18 protein-coding genes are annotated in these 18,285 nt (G+C 62.4%); 4 read left to right on the top strand and 14 right to left on the bottom strand.

Going from position 1 to position 18,285, the window contains the following annotated elements:
* Nucleotides 1–27: 27 nt before the first annotated feature.
* From NKH28_RS24730 to NKH28_RS24720, 3 genes are read right to left on the bottom strand one after another with little or no spacing between them, the layout of a single operon-like run.
* Nucleotides 28–735 (bottom strand): Bax inhibitor-1/YccA family protein, encoded by a 708-nt coding sequence (locus NKH28_RS24730; RefSeq protein WP_352980633.1) that lies wholly within the window; start codon nucleotides 733–735, stop codon nucleotides 28–30.
* Nucleotides 736–759: 24 nt separating this feature from the next.
* Nucleotides 760–1,533: an anti-sigma factor family protein gene (locus NKH28_RS24725; protein ID WP_352980632.1), complete on the bottom strand. Its 774-nt coding sequence runs from the start codon at nucleotides 1,531–1,533 to the stop codon at nucleotides 760–762.
* Nucleotides 1,530–2,063 (bottom strand): sigma-70 family RNA polymerase sigma factor, encoded by a 534-nt coding sequence (locus tag NKH28_RS24720; RefSeq protein WP_502906659.1) that lies wholly within the window; start codon nucleotides 2,061–2,063, stop codon nucleotides 1,530–1,532. Before NKH28_RS24720 ends, NKH28_RS24725 begins: the two co-directional genes overlap by 4 nt.
* A 218-nt stretch (nucleotides 2,064–2,281) precedes the next feature.
* Here NKH28_RS24720 and NKH28_RS24715 point away from each other — a divergent pair, with 218 nt between their 5' ends.
* Both NKH28_RS24715 and mazG read left to right on the top strand, forming a co-directional pair.
* Nucleotides 2,282–3,466 carry an amino acid aminotransferase gene (locus NKH28_RS24715; RefSeq protein ID WP_352928686.1) on the top strand — a complete coding sequence of 395 codons (1,185 nt, stop codon included), beginning with the start codon at nucleotides 2,282–2,284 and terminating at the stop codon, nucleotides 3,464–3,466.
* Nucleotides 3,467–3,602: 136 nt separating this feature from the next.
* A complete protein-coding gene (gene mazG / locus NKH28_RS24710; protein ID WP_352980630.1) occupies nucleotides 3,603–4,427 on the top strand; it encodes a nucleoside triphosphate pyrophosphohydrolase in 825 nt (274 codons plus the stop codon).
* A 6-nt stretch (nucleotides 4,428–4,433) separates the two neighbouring features.
* Here mazG and hflX read toward each other — a convergent pair whose 3' ends face one another.
* From hflX to dusB, 8 genes are all read right to left on the bottom strand, one after another.
* Entirely contained in the window at nucleotides 4,434–5,825 is a 1,392-nt protein-coding gene (hflX, locus tag NKH28_RS24705; protein WP_352822146.1) for a GTPase HflX, read from the bottom strand.
* Complete coding sequence (gene hfq, locus NKH28_RS24700; protein WP_006202172.1) at nucleotides 5,826–6,071, bottom strand: RNA chaperone Hfq; 246 nt, start codon at nucleotides 6,069–6,071, stop codon at nucleotides 5,826–5,828. It lies immediately after the preceding gene.
* A gap of 145 nt (nucleotides 6,072–6,216) precedes the next feature.
* Complete coding sequence (locus NKH28_RS24695) at nucleotides 6,217–7,080, bottom strand: D-amino-acid transaminase (protein ID WP_352448933.1); 864 nt, start codon at nucleotides 7,078–7,080, stop codon at nucleotides 6,217–6,219.
* A gap of 88 nt (nucleotides 7,081–7,168) precedes the next feature.
* Complete coding sequence (gene ntrX / locus NKH28_RS24690) at nucleotides 7,169–8,530, bottom strand: nitrogen assimilation response regulator NtrX (RefSeq protein WP_352471845.1); 1,362 nt, start codon at nucleotides 8,528–8,530, stop codon at nucleotides 7,169–7,171.
* Nucleotides 8,520–10,805 (bottom strand): sensor histidine kinase NtrY-like, encoded by a 2,286-nt coding sequence (locus NKH28_RS24685; RefSeq protein ID WP_352471844.1) that lies wholly within the window; start codon nucleotides 10,803–10,805, stop codon nucleotides 8,520–8,522. Before NKH28_RS24685 ends, ntrX begins: the two co-directional genes overlap by 11 nt.
* A gap of 128 nt (nucleotides 10,806–10,933) precedes the next feature.
* Nucleotides 10,934–12,394: a nitrogen regulation protein NR(I) gene (ntrC, locus tag NKH28_RS24680; protein WP_023675074.1), complete on the bottom strand. Its 1,461-nt coding sequence runs from the start codon at nucleotides 12,392–12,394 to the stop codon at nucleotides 10,934–10,936.
* Nucleotides 12,391–13,533 carry a two-component system sensor histidine kinase NtrB gene (locus NKH28_RS24675; RefSeq protein WP_023675075.1) on the bottom strand — a complete coding sequence of 381 codons (1,143 nt, stop codon included), beginning with the start codon at nucleotides 13,531–13,533 and terminating at the stop codon, nucleotides 12,391–12,393. The genes ntrC and NKH28_RS24675 overlap by 4 nt, the downstream gene beginning before the upstream one ends.
* Nucleotides 13,530–14,555: a tRNA dihydrouridine synthase DusB gene (gene dusB, locus NKH28_RS24670; RefSeq protein ID WP_352772857.1), complete on the bottom strand. Its 1,026-nt coding sequence runs from the start codon at nucleotides 14,553–14,555 to the stop codon at nucleotides 13,530–13,532. The genes NKH28_RS24675 and dusB overlap by 4 nt, the downstream gene beginning before the upstream one ends.
* Before the next feature lie 180 nt (nucleotides 14,556–14,735).
* On the opposite strand from dusB, the gene NKH28_RS24665 reads away from it, so the two are divergent.
* Together NKH28_RS24665 and NKH28_RS24660 are read left to right on the top strand one after the other, a co-directional pair.
* Entirely contained in the window at nucleotides 14,736–15,956 is a 1,221-nt protein-coding gene (locus tag NKH28_RS24665) for a bifunctional 2-C-methyl-D-erythritol 4-phosphate cytidylyltransferase/2-C-methyl-D-erythritol 2,4-cyclodiphosphate synthase (RefSeq protein WP_352980629.1), read from the top strand.
* Complete coding sequence (locus NKH28_RS24660) at nucleotides 15,953–16,462, top strand: CinA family protein (protein WP_352980628.1); 510 nt, start codon at nucleotides 15,953–15,955, stop codon at nucleotides 16,460–16,462. Before NKH28_RS24665 ends, NKH28_RS24660 begins: the two co-directional genes overlap by 4 nt.
* Here the strand turns inward: NKH28_RS24660 and NKH28_RS24655 are convergent.
* The 3 genes from NKH28_RS24655 to NKH28_RS24645 form a co-directional block, all read right to left on the bottom strand.
* Nucleotides 16,438–16,899, bottom strand: a complete 462-nt coding sequence (locus tag NKH28_RS24655; RefSeq protein ID WP_352457493.1) for a type II toxin-antitoxin system RatA family toxin — start codon at nucleotides 16,897–16,899, stop codon at nucleotides 16,438–16,440. The two genes, NKH28_RS24660 and NKH28_RS24655, sit on opposite strands and share 25 nt — an antisense overlap.
* Before the next feature lie 12 nt (nucleotides 16,900–16,911).
* Nucleotides 16,912–17,877: a lipoyl synthase gene (lipA, locus tag NKH28_RS24650; RefSeq protein WP_352980638.1), complete on the bottom strand. Its 966-nt coding sequence runs from the start codon at nucleotides 17,875–17,877 to the stop codon at nucleotides 16,912–16,914.
* Between the two features lie 136 nt (nucleotides 17,878–18,013).
* Nucleotides 18,014–18,271 carry a GlsB/YeaQ/YmgE family stress response membrane protein gene (locus tag NKH28_RS24645; protein ID WP_292655302.1) on the bottom strand — a complete coding sequence of 86 codons (258 nt, stop codon included), beginning with the start codon at nucleotides 18,269–18,271 and terminating at the stop codon, nucleotides 18,014–18,016.
* Between the last annotated feature and the right edge of the window lie 14 nt (nucleotides 18,272–18,285).

The raw sequence follows: 18,285 nt of genomic DNA, 5'->3' as shown, positions 1-18,285 counted from the left end.
CCAACTCCGGTCTTGGTTCAACGCCGGCTATTCGCGCTCGCCGGTGAAGTTCAACAGCAGTTGGAAGATGTTGATGAAGTTCAGATAGAGCGAGAATGCACCGAAGACAGCGAGTTTCTGCTGTGATTCCGCGCCGAAGTTTTCCGCATACTGCTCTTTGATCGTCTGGGTATCCCAGGCGGTGAGGCCTATGAAGACGGCGATGCCGATCACAGAGATCGCGAATTGGAGCGCGGTCGAGCCCAGGAAGATATTGACGATGCTGGCGATCACCACGCCGATCAGGCCCATGATCAGGAACGACGAAAACTGCGTCAGGTCGCGTTTGGTCGTGTACCCGTAAACGCTGGTCGCGCCGAACATGGTGGCGGCGATGAAGAAGGTGCGTGCGATGCTGGTGCCGGTAAAGACCAGGAACACGGAAGCCAGCGACAGGCCCATGACCGCGCAGAATGCCCAGAACATCGCCTGGGCGCCGGCTGCCGACATCGCCTGCATCCGAAACGAGAACAAGAGCACAAAGGCCAGCGGGGCCAGCATCACCACCCATTTCAGCGGTGTGGAGAAGATCGGCACGTAAAGGGCGGGCGTGGAAGCCACCACGAACGCGATCACGCCCGTAACGACGAGGCCAAGGCCCATATAGTTATAGACGCGCAGCATGTGCCGGCGCAGGCCTTCATCGTAGACGGCTCCGGCTCGGGCTCCGGCCCCGATATATCCGAGATTGTTCATGTGGTTCTCCTTCTTGCAGGTCGATCAGTAAAGCGTTTTGGCGAGCGCTTCGGCCGTGCGATCGAGACCGCCGACATCGCTGCGTCCGACGACCGCGTAGGCAACCTCGCCGATCTGGAAATAAGCCGAGGAAACGTCGCCCGAGGGAACGACGGTCGGCTTGACGACGTCGAATGTTCCGGGCCTGATCGCGAACAACGAGACCAGCCCCATCTCTTTCGTCTCGACAGCCATCTCGACGCTCGGTCCGAATTGCGATGGATAGATCTGCACGTCACGGACCGTCCAGTCCGCTGGCAGCGATGGCATCACGATCGCCGTCGCGGCGCGGATTTCGTCGGCATTGTAACCGGGTGCTTCGGGTTGCGACGACATCGCCTCGCGCACGAGCGTCGTGCGGTGCGCCCGGACTGCGTCCTCCACATAGGCGGGCGGATGGGTCGAAGCGACGACTTCCGTCACAGATATCGGTCCGATGAGCCCGTTCGCAAGCCAGCCGGCAGCGACGAAGGCAGCGACTGCCGCAGCTCGCTGCAAAGCACCAAGGACGCGGCCGCGCGCCAATCCCCGCCCCAGCCGCCGTGCAGCATCGGCCGTCCCGGGCCGCGCCATGCCTTTCGATCCGGCAAGCGCCACGCGCAGTTCGTCACGCATCCGTAAGTCGGACATCACCCGCGCGGCCGCGTCCGGGCGGGCCGAAAGGAACGCCTCGACCTCGATGCGACGAGCCACGTCCAGCTGATCGTCGACATAGGCGTCGAGATCGGCGTCGGTCACGGGATCGCGCAGTTGGTTCATGATCCACCTCCGACGATCTTCAGATGGCGTTTCGCGCGTGCCGGCACCGCGTCCTCCATCTCGCGCAGGGCCGCACGCGCCCTGCCGATGCGCGACATCAGCGTGCCAAGCGGCACGCCACTCACCTCAGCGGCCAGGCTGTAGCTAAGCCCCTCGATGGCGACGAGATGCAACGCCGAACGCTGCTCCTCCGGCAATTCGAAAAACGCTTCGCGCACCTGCGCCAGACGGACCGAATGTTCCTGCGGCGCCGGGACATTCGCCTCGGCGAGATAGCCGGCCTGTTCGATGCGCATTGCTTCGGATTTGCGGGACCGCAGACCGTCGATGAATGCATTATGGACGATCGACAGCAGCCATACGCGAAGGTTTCCGCCGGAGCGGAAGCTGCCGCGTCGCTCATAGGCACGCACCAGCGCATCATGCACCAGATCCTCTGCATCGGCGCTGTCGCGCGTCAGCGAGCGTGCATAGCGGCGCAGCGAACCGAGCTGTCCCAGAATATCGAAGCGTGGCATCGGCCGTTTCATGTCCTGTTTACGGAGCAGGTCGGGATGTTAATCCCGCTCTCCCCGAAATTTTCTTACGGCTCGCCGCGTTCTCGTCCTGGGAGATATCGGGCCCGCTCTCGCCCGCCAGATAGTATCGGCCGCCTTCGAGGCAAACCGGCGCCGAGTTGGCGCATATGAAACTGCTGGCAAAGCACGGCCGGTTTGCGTATCACTCCGCCGCCAACGGAACCTTATCGATGTTCGAAAATCTCCAGCCCGCGCCTGCCGACAAGATCCTGGCCTTGATCGGCCTCTATCGCGCCGACCCGCGTCCCGACAAGGTCGATCTTGGGGTCGGCGTCTATAAGGATCGCGACGGCAAGACGCCGGTGATGCGCGCGGTGCGCGAAGCCGAAAAGCGGCTGCTGCAGGGCCAGGATACCAAGACCTATCTCGGCCTTGCCGGCGATACCGCCTTCAACGCGGCGATGGCCAGGCTGGTGTTCGGCCCAGCCGCCGACATGACGCGCATTCGTGCGGCGCAGGCGCCAGGCGGCTCCGGCGCGCTGCGGCTGGTAGCAGAGCTGCTGAAAAGGACCCGCACCGACGCGATGGTCTGGCTGTCGGATCCGACCTGGCCGAACCACATGCCGGTGATGCGCGCCGCTGGCCTGCAGACACGCGAATATCCCTATTTCGACGCTGCTTCTGGTGCGGTTCGCTTCGACGACATGCTGAATGCATTGAGAACCGCGAATCCTGGCGACGTCGTATTGTTGCATGGCTGCTGCCATAACCCGACAGGCGCCAATCTAGACATCTCGCAATGGGCTGCCATTGCCGATCTTGTCGTTGAGCGCGGCCTGCTGCCCTTTGTCGACATCGCCTATCAGGGCTTTGGCGAGGGACTTGATGCGGATGCCGCCGGCTTGCGCCTTCTGGCGGCAAAAGTTCCGGAAATGGTCGTTGCCTCCAGCTGCTCGAAGAACTTTGCCGTCTATCGCGACCGAGTCGGTGCAGCGCTGATCATGGCGAAAGGTGGCGCGCAGGCGGATTTGGCGATGGGCCAGATGCTGTCGGCGGCGCGCGCCATGTATTCGATGCCGCCGGACCACGGCGCGGCGGCGGTGCGCATCGTGCTTGAAGACCCCGCATTGCGTTCCGACTGGGAGGCAGAGCTTGAAGAGATGCGGCTGCGCATGCTGCGGCTGCGCGTCCAGTTCGCCGAGGCGCTGCGGCGGCAGTCCAACTCCGACCGTTTCGATTTCGTCGCCAGCCATCGCGGCATGTTTTCCCGGCTTGGCCTGTCGGAAGCGCAAGTCGAGCGGCTGCGCGCCGAGCATGCCATCTATATGGTCGGCGACAGCCGCATCAACGTTGCCGGCCTGCCCGAGGACGGCATGGATGCGCTCGCCAAGGCGATAGTCTCCGTGCTCGACTGATGCTTTTGCTAACTAGGATCTTCCGGAAACCGGCTTCCACTTTCGTATCATGGTCTGGCGGCCCGTCTGTGGACAAGGCGCCCTCACCGGCTGAAGCCGTTGGCCGCACAGCCGTGTACAGGATAGCGTTTCCCAGATGAAACCCTCGAAAGACATTTCCCGACTGATCGAGATCATGGCAGCGCTGCGGGCGCCGGAAACCGGCTGCCCGTGGGATATTGAGCAGGACTTTTCGACAATCGCGCGGTACACGATCGAGGAAGCCTACGAAGTGGCGGACGCCATTGCGCGTGGCGATCTGGACGATCTGCGGGATGAACTCGGCGATCTCCTGCTGCAAGTGGTCTACCACGCGCAAATGGCCGAGGAGGCCGGCGAATTTTCATTCGGCGATGTGGTCCTGGCCATCACCACAAAAATGATCCGCCGCCACCCCCATGTCTTCGGCGACGACAAGGCGCGCAGCGCCGGCATGGCCAAGGGCATGTGGGAAAAGATCAAGGCAGAGGAAAAGGCGGAGAAGCGCAGTGCGCGCCTCGCCCGTGGGCTCGACCCGGAAGACCATGGCAAGGGCTTTCTCGACAGCGTGCCGGTCGCCCTGCCCGCGCTGACCCGGGCGCTCAAGCTGCAGGAAAAGGCCGCCCGCGTCGGCTTCGACTGGAGCGAGGCGGCGCCGATCCTCGACAAGATCGAGGAGGAGATCGGCGAATTACGCGAGGCGCTGGCCAAAGGCGACACTGCGCCGATCAAGGACGAGTTCGGCGACATGCTGTTTGCGGTCGTCAATCTCGGCCGGCACCTCAAAATTGATTCCGAAGCGGCACTCAGCGGCACCAACGAAAAATTCCGGTCGCGCTTCCACTATGTCGAGCGGACGCTGCAAGCGTCGGGAAACAGCCTGGAAGAGGCGACACTGGACGAGATGGAAGCGCTCTGGCAGCAGGCAAAAAGCGCGAAGTAACCGCCTCTACCCGTTGTTTTGACGGCGCAATCGGCTTTCGATCTCCTGCCGAGCGCTGTGTGTAGCCTTGAGCGCGACGGTTACGCTGCCATCCTCATTGTCGTCGCGCGAGATGATGTCGCCGTTGCGGTAAAGCCAGTCGACGACGCCGAGTTGGTCGGGCTTGAGTGTGACGGTGAAGGTCTCCAGTTCGCCCGACATCATCGTCTCGATGATCGCCTTCAGCGCATCGATGCCCTCGCCGGTTACCGCCGATATGGCGATCGGCGGTGCCTTCTTGCCGTCAGCACCATCGGCAAGCAGCCGCGCCCGGTTGCCCTCGTCGAGCCGGTCGATCTTGTTCCATACTTCGATGACGCGCTTGCTATCGCGGGCATCGACGCCGAGATCGGCAAGGATGCGCTCGACATCTTCGGCCTGCGCGGCCGTATCGGGATCGGAGATGTCGCGCAGATGAATGACGAGGTCTGCCTCGACCACTTCCTCCAGCGTCGCCCTGAAGGCCGCGACCAGATGCGTTGGCAGGTCGGAAATGAAGCCGACCGTATCGGAAAGGATGATCGGCGTGCCGTGCGGCAGACGCACGCGGCGCAGCGTCGGGTCGAGCGTGGCAAACAGCATGTCTTCGGCCAGCACCCCTGCTCCGGTCAGCCGGTTGAACAGAGTCGACTTGCCGGCATTGGTGTAGCCGACGATCGCCACTACCGGAAATGGCACCTTCTTGCGCTTGGCGCGGTGCAGGTCGCGGGTGCGGCGCACAGTTTCGAGCTCGTGCTTCAGCTTGGTGATCTTGTCCTGCAGCACACGCCGATCCGACTCGATCTGGGTCTCGCCAGGGCCGCCGAGAAAGCCGGCGCCGCCACGCTGGCGCTCGAGGTGGGTCCAGCTCCGCACAAGGCGGCCTTTCTGGTAGTTGAGATGGGCAAGATCGACCTGCAGCGTGCCTTCCTTGGTGCGGGCGCGCTCGCCGAAAATCTCCAGGATCAGCCCGGTGCGGTCGAGCACCTTGGCGTTCAACTCTTTTTCGAGGTTGCGCTGCTGTACCGGGGTCAGCGGATGATCGACAATGACCACTTCCGCGTGGCCCTCTTTGACGATCTCAGCGAACTCCGCCACCTTGCCGCTGCCGAGCAAGGTCGCCGGGCGTGGATCGTTGACGGTCACCACCGCCGTGTGGACCAGGTCGAGGTCGATGGCGCTGGCGAGGCCGACGGCCTCGTCGCGACGAGCCTCGGCGGAACGGGTCAGGCGGGGGCGGTTGGTGTCGTCGTCGCCACGCGGCTGCCGGGTAAGCACCGGCACGATTACCACCGCCCGGGTCGGGCCGTTGGCCTCTTTCCCGGTCTGATGTGCTGGTTTTCCGCGAACGCGGCGGTCCGCGTCTTTCTCACGTGCCAATCAGGCGCCCTGGCTTTCCTCACCATCGAACATCTGAACCGGCTGGCTCGGCATGATCGTGGAAATAGCGTGCTTGTAGACAAGCTGGGAATGGCCGTCGCGACGCAGCAGAACGCAGAAATTGTCGAACGAAGTGACCACGCCGGTCAGCTTCACGCCGTTGATGAGAAAGATGGTGAGTGGATTTTTGCTCTTGCGAACTGAATTCAGGAACAGGTCCTGAAGATTTTGCGATCGTTCCGCCATTGTTCTTGTCTTTCGCCGATCCCCTTCGGTTTGCAGGCCAATGCGCCAAATTAGCCGGCACATGTCAAGCACGCAAACACCATCTTGCCGTCAGTAACGACAAGCAGAACGAGATATATTGATGTTCATTCCATCTGTGCGGTTATCAGGCTGGACTTTTTTCCGCAACGTCAAAAAAGGCCTGCCGTAATGAAACTGTTATCGAGCCCGGGTGGCCGTTGGCGACGGGAGCGCCATCGATCGCCACCACCGGCATGGCAATCGTGGTCGCGGAGCTGATGAAAACCTCGCGCGCGGCCTTGGCTTCGGCCACCGAAAAACCGCGCTCCTCGATCTTCAGGCCGAGCTTGGCGGCCACGTCGAACAGCGTCGTACGGGTGATGCCGCGCAGGATGCCGTGCTCGGCCGGCCGCGTCACCAGCACGCCATCCCCGGTGATGATCCAGGCGTTCGACGATCCACCTTCCTTGACGGTGCCGTCGACATCGACGAACCAGGCCTCCTGAGCGCCGGCTTCCTTGGCTTTCTGCTTGGCCAGCACGTTCGGCAGCAGGCCGACCGACTTGATATCGACCCGATCCCACCGGTTCTCCGGCACTGTGATAACCCGGATCCCGCTCTCGGCCCGCTTCGCGGCAGCTGCAGGATCGGCTTTTTTGGCAGTCACCACCAGCGACGGCTTCGTCTCCGCCGGCGGGAAGAAAAACTCGCGGCTGGCGACGCCGCGTGTCACCTGGACATAGACCAGGCCGTCGACGACATGGTTGCGGCGCACCACCTCGCGCATGACGAGCGGCAGCACGCCGCGCGTGATCGGCCAATCGATCGAGAGTTCGGCAAGTGAGCGGTTCAATCGGGCGAGATGGCGGGGCATGTCGACGATGAAGCCTCGTGCCACCTCGCAGACCTCGTAGACGCCGTCGGCGAATTGATAGCCACGGTCCTCGATATGCACGGAAGCTTCGGCGTGAGCGACGTAGCGCCCGTTCACATACGCAATGCGCGGCATGGCTAACCCCTGAAAGAAGTCGAGCTTTCTTATGCGATTCCAAGACCGCCGTAACCGATAATTGCGTGGGCCACGACTGGTTTGGCTGTCAGACGCCCAGCGACTTCAGCTTGCGGTGCAATGCAGAGCGTTCCATGCCGATAAACTCTGCCGTCTTCGAGATATTGCCGCCAAAACGGTTGATCTGGGCGATCAGATAGTCCTTCTCGAATTGTTCGCGCGCTTCCCGCAGCGGCAGCGCCATTATGTGCTGATCGGATTTGTTTGGAGTGCGCGGCATGACGTCGCCGATCTCGGCAGGCAGGAGATCGGCGGTGATCGGCGCATCGACATCGTCGCCGCGCGCCAGGATCATCAGCCGCTCGACATTGTTGCGCAACTGGCGAACGTTGCCCGGCCAGTTATGCGCCTGCAGCACCGCCAGCGCGTCGTCGCCGATGCGGCGCGGCTTGATGCCGGCCTGGCGAGCGATCTGCTTCATGAAATTGTCGACCAGATAAGGAATGTCCTCGCGACGCTCGGCCAGTCCCGGCACCATGACCGGAACCACGGCCAGGCGATGATAAAGGTCCTCACGGAAACGGCCGTCGGCGATCATGGCTTCCAGGTTCTGCGAGGTCGACGAGACGATGCGCACGTCGACCTTGACCCGCTTGGTGCCCCCTACCCGCTCGAACTGCTGTTCGACCAGCACGCGCAGGATCTTGTTTTGCGTCTCACGCGGCATGTCGGCCACTTCATCGATGTAGAGAATGCCGCGATGGGCTTCCTCCAGCGCGCCGACCTTGCGTTCGACGCCGTTCGATTCGGTGCCGAACAACTCGATCTCCATACGCTCAGGCGTGATGTTGGCGGCGCTCAGCGTCACAAACGGTGCACTCTTGCGCGCCGACAGTGCGTGGATGGCGCGCGCCGCCAGTTCCTTGCCCGAGCCGGAGGGGCCGATAATCATGACGCGGCTGTTGGTCGGCGCGACGCGCTCGATGGTCTGGCGCAATTGGCTCATTGCCGACGACATGCCGATGAGGTCGAAAGTCTCGCCGCTGCGCAGCTTGAGATCCGAAACCTCGCGTCTCAATTTGGAGGTTTCGAGCGCCCGTTCGGCAATGAGGATCAGCCTGTCGGCCTTGAATGGCTTTTCGATAAAATCATAGGCGCCGCGGCGGATGGCCGAGACCGCCGTTTCGATATTGCCGTGGCCCGAGATCATCACGACCGGCAGGTTCGGGTGCATCGTCTTGATCTCGTCCAGCAAAGCCAGGCCATCGAGCCGCGAGCCCTGCAGCCAAATGTCGAGGAAGATCAGCCTGGGTGCCCGGTCGGCAACTGCCGCCAGCGCGCTGTCGGCGTCAAACGCCGTGCGTGTTTCGTGACCTTCGTCGCTCAGGATACCGGCGACGAGTTCGCGGATGTCTTCCTCGTCATCGACGATGAGAATATCAGACGCCATTACCGACCTTTTCAGTTTCTTTTTCGTGTTCCGTCTTGCCCTCGCCGCGCATCGGAACGGTGGCGGCAACCGGCAGGATGATGCTGATCATTGCGCCCCGCCCATCGTGGAAGTCCGCTGGTGCATCGTGCAATTCGAGTCGCCCGCCATGGTCCTCCACGATCTTCTTGACGATAGCGAGGCCAAGCCCGGTGCCTTTCTCGCGTGTCGTCATATAAGGCTCGAGCAAGCGCTGCCGGTTTTCGCGCGGCAAGCCCCTGCCGTTGTCGATGACGTCGATTCGAATCGCGCCATTCTGACGCCCGGCTTGAATCCGGATTATGCCGTGCGGACGATCCTCTGCATCAAGTCCGTCGATGGCTTCGGCAGCATTCTTGATGACGTTGCCGAAAGCCTGCGCCATCAGCCGGCTGTCGAACGTGCCTTTGAGCGGCTCATTGCCGAAGACGCGCTCGAAGGTGATGTCGGCGCGGCTCACTTCGACCAGGAACGAGGCCTCGCGCAACGAATCGCGCAGATCGATTGCCTTCATTTCCGGTTTCGGCATGCGGGCGAACGCCGAGAACTCGTCGACCATGCGGCCGATGTCCTCCACTTGCCGGATGATGGTGTCGGTGCATTGATCGAAAACCTCACGGTCCTCGGTGATGACCTTGCCGTAACGGCGCTTGATGCGCTCGGCCGAAAGCTGGATCGGCGTCAACGGGTTCTTGATCTCGTGGGCGATGCGCCGCGCCACGTCGGCCCATGCAGAGGAACGCTGTGCCTGGACCAGATCGGTAATGTCGTCGACTGTCACGACGTAGGATTTATCCTCCGAACCGTCGTCGCCGGCTTCAATCGTGATCTGCACGTTGAAGGTCCGTTCGGTGCCGGCACGATAGAAGGTGACCTGTTCGCGATAGACCGGCTTGCCCGATTTGCGGCCGATCTCGAAGACTCGGCCGACATGCGGCAGCACGGCGGAAAGGTTCTGCCCAAGCGCTGCCGTGGCGGATATGGCCAGCATCGTTTCGGCCGAACGGTTGACGATGGTGACGATGCCATATGGATCGACGCCGATGACCCCGGCGGTGACGCCGGCAAGCACCGCCTCCGAAAAGCGCCGCCGCTCGTCGATCAAATCCTTGGCCGACAGGATCTCGTTGCGCTGCGATTTCAGCTCCATCAGCATCTTGTTGAAGGTGTCGCCGAGCGAGGCGACGTCACCGTCGGAGGGGCGGACAGGCACGGCTACGTCGAGATTGCCGGTAGCGACCTCATCGGCCGCGCCGATGAGCTGACGAATCGGCCGCACCAGGCGGTCGGCCACCGCAATGCCGGTCCAGATGGCGGACAGGATGATGATCAGCGTCAGCGACAGATAGGGAAGCGCGAAAGCCACTTGCGAGGTGCGGCGATTGTCTTCGAGACCGCGATATTCGGCGGTGTTGGATTTGACGATCTGCCGCGCCTTGATCACCTCGGGATCGACGAGGCGGATGGTGTAGAGATAGAGGCCGTCGATCTCGCGCAGCTTGACGATGGCACCCATGATGTTGCGGGTGCGCGGTTCTATCAGCACCGGCTTGCCGTCGGCAGCGCTTGCCACGGCGCCCTCAGGCGGCTCCGGCATGGCAAAGTCCGCGTCGGTCTTGGCGCTCATAACGAAGGAACCATCGGGCTTGATGAGTGCGGCGTGCGCCAGCGAGCGTCCCACCGCCTCCTTGTTCATGAGGTCGAGAAAACCGGTACGATCGAGGCCGTAAAGCGTGCGCGAAGCGTCGAGGTCGTAAGCCATCGACAACGTCGTGCCCTGAAGATTTCGCGCGTTTTCCTGCACATAGGCGTCAGCGATAGACAACGACGAATTGACGATCGTCTTGGTGCGGATCTCGAACCAGCGGTCGAGGCCGATGTCGAGCGTGATCGACGCGATGATCGCCACCATGATCGCGGGGATGGCCGCGACTAGCGCAAACATCGCCACTATGCGCACATGCAGGCGCGACGCAGCCTTGCCATGCCGTCGTGCCATCAGGATGCGATGCACCTCGCGGCCGACCAGCAAGATCAGAAACAGCACGAACGCCGCATTAAGCGCAATCAGCGCCAGCGTCGTCCTTGCGTCGGGCGTGATCGGCGTGGCGCCAACGAGAATGGCGAAGGAGATCGCCGCCGTCACCAGCGCGCCGGCAATGGCGACCACGCCCGGCAGCGCAAGCAGCCGGCGACCGTCTCGCGCGCCCGTATTGCTGAAAAGCGATTTGCTCAGTGTCGGTGCGTGCAGGGCCATGTCGCCGTCTAGAGCCAGTGATTGCGTCGGATGTATGCAACGCATTGTGGCGATTATGCAACAAGTGTGGCCGAGACGGAAATCTTTCGGCAATCGATCCCCTGGAAAGCGCTCGTAAAGGGATTCGTCTAGACCTGCCTGGACGATTTGTAGACGTTGACGCCGAGTTCGCGAATCTTTTTGCGCAGCGTGTTGCGGTTGAGCCCCAGCAATTCCGCAGCCTTGATCTGGTTACCGCGCGTTGCGGTCATCGAGGCGAGGACCAGCGGGTATTCGACCTCGGAGAGGATTCGCTGATAGAGCCCGGCCGGGGGCAAGTCGCCGGCAAACGAGGCAAAATAGCGTTGCAGGAAATGCTCCACCGCCTGGCCGATGGAAAGGTCGTCGGGAATGAGGTTGCCGCCACCTGGAACGACAGGCCTTTCACCGGTCTTCAACTCCGCCTCGATGATCTCGGCGGAAATCTCGTCCTGCGAATACAGTGCGGCCAGCCTGCGGATGAGGTTTTCGAGTTCGCGCACGTTGCCCGGCCATGGGTAGCGCTTCATCAGCTCGATGCCGCCGGTGGAAATGCGCTTGGTCTGCAGGCCTTCACTGGCGCCGAGCTTGAAGAAGTGCCGGACGAGGTCCGGAATGTCCTCCGATCGCTCGCGCAGCGCCGGCAGCCTGAGCGGCACAACGTTCAAGCGGTAGAACAGGTCCTCGCGGAAAAGCCCCTGATTGATCAGCGTGCGCAGGTCCTTGTTGGTGGCAGCGACGATGCGCACGTCGGTCTTGATCGGCGTGCGGCCGCCGACCGTGGTGTATTCGCCCTGCTGCAGCACACGCAGCAGCCGCGTCTGCGCTTCCATCGGCATGTCGCCGATCTCGTCGAGGAACAGCGTGCCGCCTTCGGCCTGCTCGAAACGGCCAGTGGAGCGGTTCTGTGCGCCGGTAAAGGCGCCCTTCTCGTGCCCGAATAGTTCCGATTCGATCAGGTCGCGTGGGATCGCCGCCATGTTGATGGCAACGAAGGGACCGCCTCGGCGGCGGCCATATTCATGCAGCGCGCGCGCCACCAGTTCCTTGCCGGTACCCGATTCGCCCGAGATCATCACCGTCAGGTCGGTCTGCATCATGCGCGCCAGCATGCGGTAGATGTCCTGCATGGCCGCCGAGCGGCCGACCAGCGGCATCGTTTCAGGCGGCTCGTCGGCACGCGTATCGATCTTCGGCCGCCGCGGTTCGGAAAGCGCGCGGTTGACGATGTTGAGCAGCTCGGTCAGGTCGAACGGTTTCGGCAGATATTCATAGGCTCCGGTTTCGGAGGCCCGGATCGCGGTCATGAACGTGTTCTGCGCACTCATGACGATGACCGGCAGTTCCGGTCGCGCCTTCTTGATGCGCGGCAGCATGTCGAAGGCGTTCTCGTCGGGCATGACAACGTCGGTGATGACCAGATCGCCCTCGCCCGCCGCCACCCAGCGCCACAGCGTCGAGGCATTGGAGGTGACGCGCACGTCGTGACCGACGCGCGAAAGCGCCTGGTTGAGGACTGTGCGGATGGCCGCATCGTCGTCGGCGACGAGAATATTGCCGCGAACGGTCATTTGCGGTCTCCTTCACCGTCGTCGTCGGTGCCAAACTGGGTTTCTTTCCACGCCGGCATCAGGATGCGGAAAGTGGTGCCGCGCGGCGTCGATTCGCATTCAATGATGCCGCCATGCTCGCCGACAATCTTTGCGACCAGCGCCAGACCGAGACCGGAGCCGTTCGGCTTAGTGGTGATAAAGGGATCGAACAGGATCGGCAGGATATCCTCGGAAACACCCGAACCGTTGTCACGCACGCAGAATTCCAATGGCAGCGATACGCGGTCCTGAGTCCCGGGTACGGAAACACGGATGCCCGGACGGAAGGCGGTCGACAGCATGATCTCGCCCTGCGGATCGCTGCCGATCGCCTCGGCGGCATTTTTTACCAGATTGAGGAATACTTGGATGAGCTGGTCGCGATTGGCGAAGACCGGAGGCAATGATGGATCATAATCCTCTAATATCTTGATTCTCTTGGCAAAACCGTTCTTGGCGATTGCCTTGACATGGTCGAGCACGACATGGATGTTGACGGGGTAGCGGTCGATCGGCCGCTCGTCCGAAAACACCTCCATGCGGTCGACCAGCGAGACAATGCGGTCGGTCTCGTCGGTGATCAGCCTGGTCAGTGCGCGATCCTCGTCGGACGCCGACAGTTCAAGCAGCTGCGCGGCACCACGAATGCCGGACAGCGGGTTCTTGATCTCATGGGCAAGCATCGCGGCAAGGCCGGTAACCGAGCGCGCCGCACCGCGATGCGTCATCTGCCGGTCGATCTTGTCGGCCATTGAGCGTTCCTGGAACATTACCACGACGGAGCCTGGAAATTCCGTCACAGGCGCGACGTAGAGATCGACCACCTTCTCGATGCCGAGCCGCGGCGACGACACGTCCACCCGGTATTCGTTGACTGGCGCCCGGCGCTCGCGCACCTGGTCAACAAGCGTCAGCAGCGGGCTGCCGAAAGGAATGAGCTTGTGCAGCGTGTTGCGGGCGAGCATCGTGGCGCTCGAACGGAAAAAATCCTCGGCATCGGCATTGGCGAAGGTGATGAAGCCTTGCGGATCGACCATGATCACCGGCCGACGAATGGTGTTGAGCACAATATGCGCGGCGTCCGCCATATCCGTGCTCTGTGTGACGGTGGCGTTCATGCCGCACTCCGCAGGTTCGCCGCTTCGGGAGCGCTCGAAAATACGTCGCGCAGCAAGGCTATGACGCGCCCAGGCTCGAAAGACGTGAGTATGGCCTTGCGCCGGTCGTCGCTTGTGGCGGCGTGGCGGTCGAGATACCAGCCGAGATGCTTGCGCGCCTGGCGCACTCCGCTTTCCTCGCCATAAAGCGCCAGCATGTCTTCGTAATGGGCAATGACGTAGTCGGACAGCGCTTGCGGGCTTTCCGGCATGCCGGATACCGGCTCGGCCAGCGCGGCCGCTACAATGCTGCCGGCCGTCCAAGGCGCGCCATAGTGCGCGCGGCCGACCATCACCGCGTCGGCGCCAGACTGCTCGAGGATCGACGCTGCCTCCGCCGGCGATCCGACATCGCCATTGGCAACCACAGGGATCGAGACGGCCTGCTTGACGCGTGCGATGGCACGCCAGTCGGCCCTGCCCTGATAGAACTGGCAACGCGTGCGGCCGTGTACCGTCACCATCATTACCCCGGCCTGCTCGGCGCGTCGCGCCAGCATTGGCGCGTTGAGCGCGCCTTCGTCCCAGCCGAGCCGCATTTTGACCGTGACCGGCACGTCGACCGCGCCGACTACCGCTTCGATCAGCGACAGCGCGTGGTCGAGGTCTCGCATAAGTGCCGAACCGGCATAGCCGCCCGTCACCTTCTTGGCCGGACAGCCCATGTTGATGTCGATGATGTCGGCGCCTTCGCCGGCTGCGATTCGCGCGCCCTCGGCCATGTGCGCCGCCTCACGGCCGGCAAGCTGGACCATGTGGATAGGCAGCCCGGAATGACGGATGCGCAGGCCGGAACCAGCCCTGCCCTTTGCAAGCTCGCCGCTCGCCACCATTTCCGATACGACCAGCCCGGCGCCATGCGCATGGGCGCGTTGCCGGAACGGTTCGTCGGTGATGCCCGACATGGGCGCGAGAAATACGCGATTGCGGATTCTCACGCCACCCACATCCAGCGGCGAAGCCAATTTGGTCACATCAGGCATGCACAAAAACCAAGCACCTTCGGTTGCTGCACATTCTCTAGCCAGAACGGCGGCAATGTGCAACGCGCAATGTCGTGACATTAAGGCGCATTTGGGAAAAAAAGGATCGCCGGATAGCATCAATCCTAGGTCTTCCGAAAGCGATACCACTTTTCGGGATCATGCGCTAAGCGTCTCGGCATGAGAGATGTGAGCGAAAAGCAAGCTGCGGACGACAAGGTCGCGGTGGTCATCGTTGCCGCCGGCCGCGGCGCGCGCGCCGGACAGGCCAATGGGCCGAAGCAGTACCAGCAGATTGGCGGCGGCGCCGTTATCGCACGCACGCTCGACGCCTTTCTGACGCATCCGAAAATTGGAGCTGTCGTCGTTGCTATACATGCCGAAGACGACGCGCTTTTCCGCCGCGCCGCCGGCGCGAACGCCGACCGTGTCGTCGCGGTGACTGGCGGTACGTCACGGCAGGAGTCCGTCCGCCTTGGACTGCTGGCGTTGAGAAGCCATGCGCCGGGCCGGGTGCTGATCCATGATGCGGCTCGGCCGTTTGTCGACGCGGAACTGATAGACCGCACGATCGCCGCCATTGGCGAGCGCCAGGGAGCACTGCCTGCCTTGCCCGTTGCCGATACGCTCAAGCGCGAAACGGCCGAAGGCATGATCGGCGAAACCGTGTCCAGGGCCGGGCTTCATGCCGCACAGACACCGCAAGGCTTTCCGTTCTGGCCGATCCTGGCTGCGCACGAAAAGGCTCATCATCTGGGCAAAGCGGATTTCACCGACGATGCGGCAATCGCCGAATGGGCGCATATTCCGGTGAAGATCGTTCCCGGCTCGCCGGATAATGTCAAACTGACCTGGGCACGGGATATTGCAATGGCGGATCAGCGGCTTTCCAGCGCCCCACGTTTTCCCGACATCCGAACCGGCAATGGCTATGACGTGCATGCGTTCGAGCCCGGCGACCATGTCACCCTGTGCGGCGTCGCCATTCCACACGACAGGAAGTTATCCGGCCATTCGGATGCCGATGTCGGTCTCCATGCCTTGACCGACGCCCTGCTGGCCACCTGCGGCGCCGGTGACATCGGCACGCATTTCCCGCCCTCCGACCCGCAGTGGAAGGGGGCCGCTTCACGCATCTTCGTCGAACACGCGGTGAAGCTGGTGCGCGCGCGCGGCGGGCGCATCGCCAACGCCGACATCACCCTGATCTGCGAGGCGCCGCGCGTCGGCCCACATCGCGAGGCGATGACCGAAGCGCTTTCGGCAATGCTGCGAATTTCGCGCGATCGCATCTCGATCAAGGCGACAACCAATGAGAAGCTCGGCTTCGTCGGCCGTGAGGAAGGCATAGCGGCCATCGCGACTGCCAGCGTTGTGTTTCCAGGGGATGTCCCTGAATGAGCAATAGCGGTCTCGCAGATGCCCTGCTTAAGGCCTGCCAGCAGCGCGGCATGATGCTGGCGACGGCGGAGAGCTGCACCGGCGGCATGATCATCGCCGCGCTGACCGACATCGCCGGCTCTTCCGCGGTGGTCGATCGCGGCTTCATCACCTATTCCAACCAGGCCAAGACCGAGATGCTCGGCGTCTCGGCCGCTACGCTCGAGGCGCACGGCGCGGTCTCGCGCGAGACTGCGGTGGAGATGACAGCCGGAGCCTTGGCCCATTCGCCGGCCGGGCTCGCCCTGGCGGTGACTGGCATCGCCGGTCCGGACGGCGGCTCTGCGGATAAACCTGTCGGCCTGGTCTGGTTCGGCGTTGCCGTGGCTGGCCGGCCGGTAGTCAGCGAATGCCAGCTGTTCGCCGACAAGGGCCGTGATTTCATCCGCAGGGAGACGGTCCGACATGCGCTTGAACTGGGTCTGCGCGCGCTCGCCGCGGATCAGGCTGCCGATGGCGCGCCGTAGATGATTTCGGCACGTTTCTCGAACGCCTCGGAGAACATGCGGAAGGCGCGGTCGAACATGGTTCCCATGAGCGCACCCAGAATGCGGCTCTTGAACTCGTAGTCGATAAAGAAACAGACGTTGCAACCGCCGCCGTCCGCCGGGTCGAAGCGCCAGACATTGCTGAGATATTTGAACGGGCCGTCGATATATTTGACGTCGATGGCGTTCTCGTCAGGCTTCAGCAGCACCTGCGTGGTGAAAGTCTCGCGGATCGCCTTGTAGCCGATGCTCATGTCGGCGATGAGCAGGGTGCGTCCGTTGCGTTCCTTGCGCGAACGAACCGTAAGTGCCTCGCAAAGCGGCAGGAATTGCGGATAGGATTCGATATCGGCAACCAGAGCGAACATCTGTTCCGGCGTATGCGCAACGCGGCGATGGGCTTCGAATTGTGGCATGAAACCAGTGGGTTAGGCGGACTTCCTGAGAAACGCTTCGCGCGCCGCGCGCAACCTGGCAAAGTCGTCCCCGGCGTGGTGCGACGAGCGCGTCAGCGGGCTCGACGCCACCAGCAGGAAGCCCTTGGTCCTGCCGATCGTCTCAAAGGACTTGAATTCCTCCGGCGTGACGAAGCGGATCACCGGATGGTGCTTCTTCGACGGCTGCAGATATTGGCCGATGGTCATGAAGTCGACATTGGCCGAACGCAAATCGTCCATCAGCTGCAGAATTTCGTTCCGCTCCTCGCCAAGGCCGACCATGATGCCGGACTTGGTGAAGATCGAGGGGTCAAGCTCCTTGACCCGCTGCAAGAGCCTGATCGAGTGGAAATAGCGCGCGCCCGGCCGAACCGTCAGATAGTTAGACGGCACGGTCTCGAGATTATGGTTGAAAACATCCGGCCTGGCCGCCACCACGATCTCCAGCGCACCGTCCTTGCGCAGGAAATCGGGCGTCAGGATTTCGATCGTCGTCGACGGGGTTGCTGCCCTGATCGCACGGATGACATCAGCAAAATGCTGGGCCCCGCCGTCGGCCAGATCGTCGCGATCGACGGAGGTGATGACGACATGGCTCAAGCCCATTTGCTTGACCGCATGCGCGACGCGCGCCGGCTCGTCGGGATCGAGTGCGGTCGGGATGCCGGTGGCGACATTGCAAAAGGCGCAGGCCCGCGTGCAGATCTCGCCCATGATCATGAAGGTGGCGTGCTTCTTCTCCCAGCACTCGCCGATATTGGGGCAGCCCGCCTCTTCGCAAACCGTCACCAGTTTGTGAGACTTCACGATTTCGCGCGTCTCGGCATAGCCTTTCGACATCGGCGCCTTGACGCGGATCCAGTCAGGCTTGCGCAGTACGTCCTGATCCGGCTTGTGCGCCTTTTCGGGATGCCGCAGGCGCGGCGCATTGGCAATCGTGTCGAGGACGGTGACCATGTGAACCCGGCTCATTGGCAAGCGCTTGTCCAGCGCTCGCTCTACCCACGTCATCTAGGACTTTTCGGCGAAAAGAAAAAGGCCGCGATCACGCATGCCGCGGTGACCTTTTTCGCATAGCAAGTGCCGACAGAGGTTAGCGGCGCACCAGTCGTCCGACCGCAATCAGAATGCAGGCACCGATGAAGCCGGTGATCAGATAGGCTATCCAGCCGACGCCGAAGATGCCGATGTTCAGGGCCTGCAAGATGGCGTTCAACACGATTGCGCCGACAATGCCGAGAATGATGTTCATGAGGATGCCGGTATTGCTCTTCATGACCATCTCGGCCAGCCACCCCGCCAGGCCACCGATGATGATGGCTGCAACCCAGCCCACGCCGTTCATTTCCATATGCCCTCTCCTTG

This window comes from Mesorhizobium sp. M1227 (assembly GCF_040318315.1).
Taxonomy (GTDB): domain Bacteria; phylum Pseudomonadota; class Alphaproteobacteria; order Rhizobiales; family Rhizobiaceae; genus Mesorhizobium.
This window is presented reverse-complemented; position numbering and strand designations above follow the sequence as displayed.

What these genes read in the sequence shown, in the direction of transcription:
- mazG (WP_352980630.1), top strand. Translation starts at nt 3,603, where the DNA reads ATGAAACCCTCGAAAGACATTTCCCGACTGATCGAGATCATGGCAGCG.
- dusB (WP_352772857.1), bottom strand. Translation starts at nt 14,555, where the DNA reads ATGCCTGATGTGACCAAATTGGCTTCGCCGCTGGATGTGGGTGGCGTG.
- NKH28_RS24645 (WP_292655302.1), bottom strand. Translation starts at nt 18,271, where the DNA reads ATGGAAATGAACGGCGTGGGCTGGGTTGCAGCCATCATCATCGGTGGC.
- NKH28_RS24730 (WP_352980633.1), bottom strand. Translation starts at nt 735, where the DNA reads ATGAACAATCTCGGATATATCGGGGCCGGAGCCCGAGCCGGAGCCGTC.
- NKH28_RS24725 (WP_352980632.1), bottom strand. Translation starts at nt 1,533, where the DNA reads ATGAACCAACTGCGCGATCCCGTGACCGACGCCGATCTCGACGCCTAT.
- NKH28_RS24660 (WP_352980628.1), top strand. Translation starts at nt 15,953, where the DNA reads ATGAGCAATAGCGGTCTCGCAGATGCCCTGCTTAAGGCCTGCCAGCAG.
- NKH28_RS24685 (WP_352471844.1), bottom strand. Translation starts at nt 10,805, where the DNA reads ATGGCCCTGCACGCACCGACACTGAGCAAATCGCTTTTCAGCAATACG.
- NKH28_RS24655 (WP_352457493.1), bottom strand. Translation starts at nt 16,899, where the DNA reads ATGCCACAATTCGAAGCCCATCGCCGCGTTGCGCATACGCCGGAACAG.
- NKH28_RS24715 (WP_352928686.1), top strand. Translation starts at nt 2,282, where the DNA reads ATGTTCGAAAATCTCCAGCCCGCGCCTGCCGACAAGATCCTGGCCTTG.
- NKH28_RS24675 (WP_023675075.1), bottom strand. Translation starts at nt 13,533, where the DNA reads ATGAACGCCACCGTCACACAGAGCACGGATATGGCGGACGCCGCGCAT.
- NKH28_RS24665 (WP_352980629.1), top strand. Translation starts at nt 14,736, where the DNA reads ATGAGAGATGTGAGCGAAAAGCAAGCTGCGGACGACAAGGTCGCGGTG.
- hfq (WP_006202172.1), bottom strand. Translation starts at nt 6,071, where the DNA reads ATGGCGGAACGATCGCAAAATCTTCAGGACCTGTTCCTGAATTCAGTT.
- ntrC (WP_023675074.1), bottom strand. Translation starts at nt 12,394, where the DNA reads ATGACCGTTCGCGGCAATATTCTCGTCGCCGACGACGATGCGGCCATC.
- NKH28_RS24720 (WP_502906659.1), bottom strand. Translation starts at nt 2,063, where the DNA reads ATGAAACGGCCGATGCCACGCTTCGATATTCTGGGACAGCTCGGTTCG.
- NKH28_RS24695 (WP_352448933.1), bottom strand. Translation starts at nt 7,080, where the DNA reads ATGCCGCGCATTGCGTATGTGAACGGGCGCTACGTCGCTCACGCCGAA.
- lipA (WP_352980638.1), bottom strand. Translation starts at nt 17,877, where the DNA reads ATGGTCACCGTCCTCGACACGATTGCCAATGCGCCGCGCCTGCGGCAT.
- ntrX (WP_352471845.1), bottom strand. Translation starts at nt 8,530, where the DNA reads ATGGCGTCTGATATTCTCATCGTCGATGACGAGGAAGACATCCGCGAA.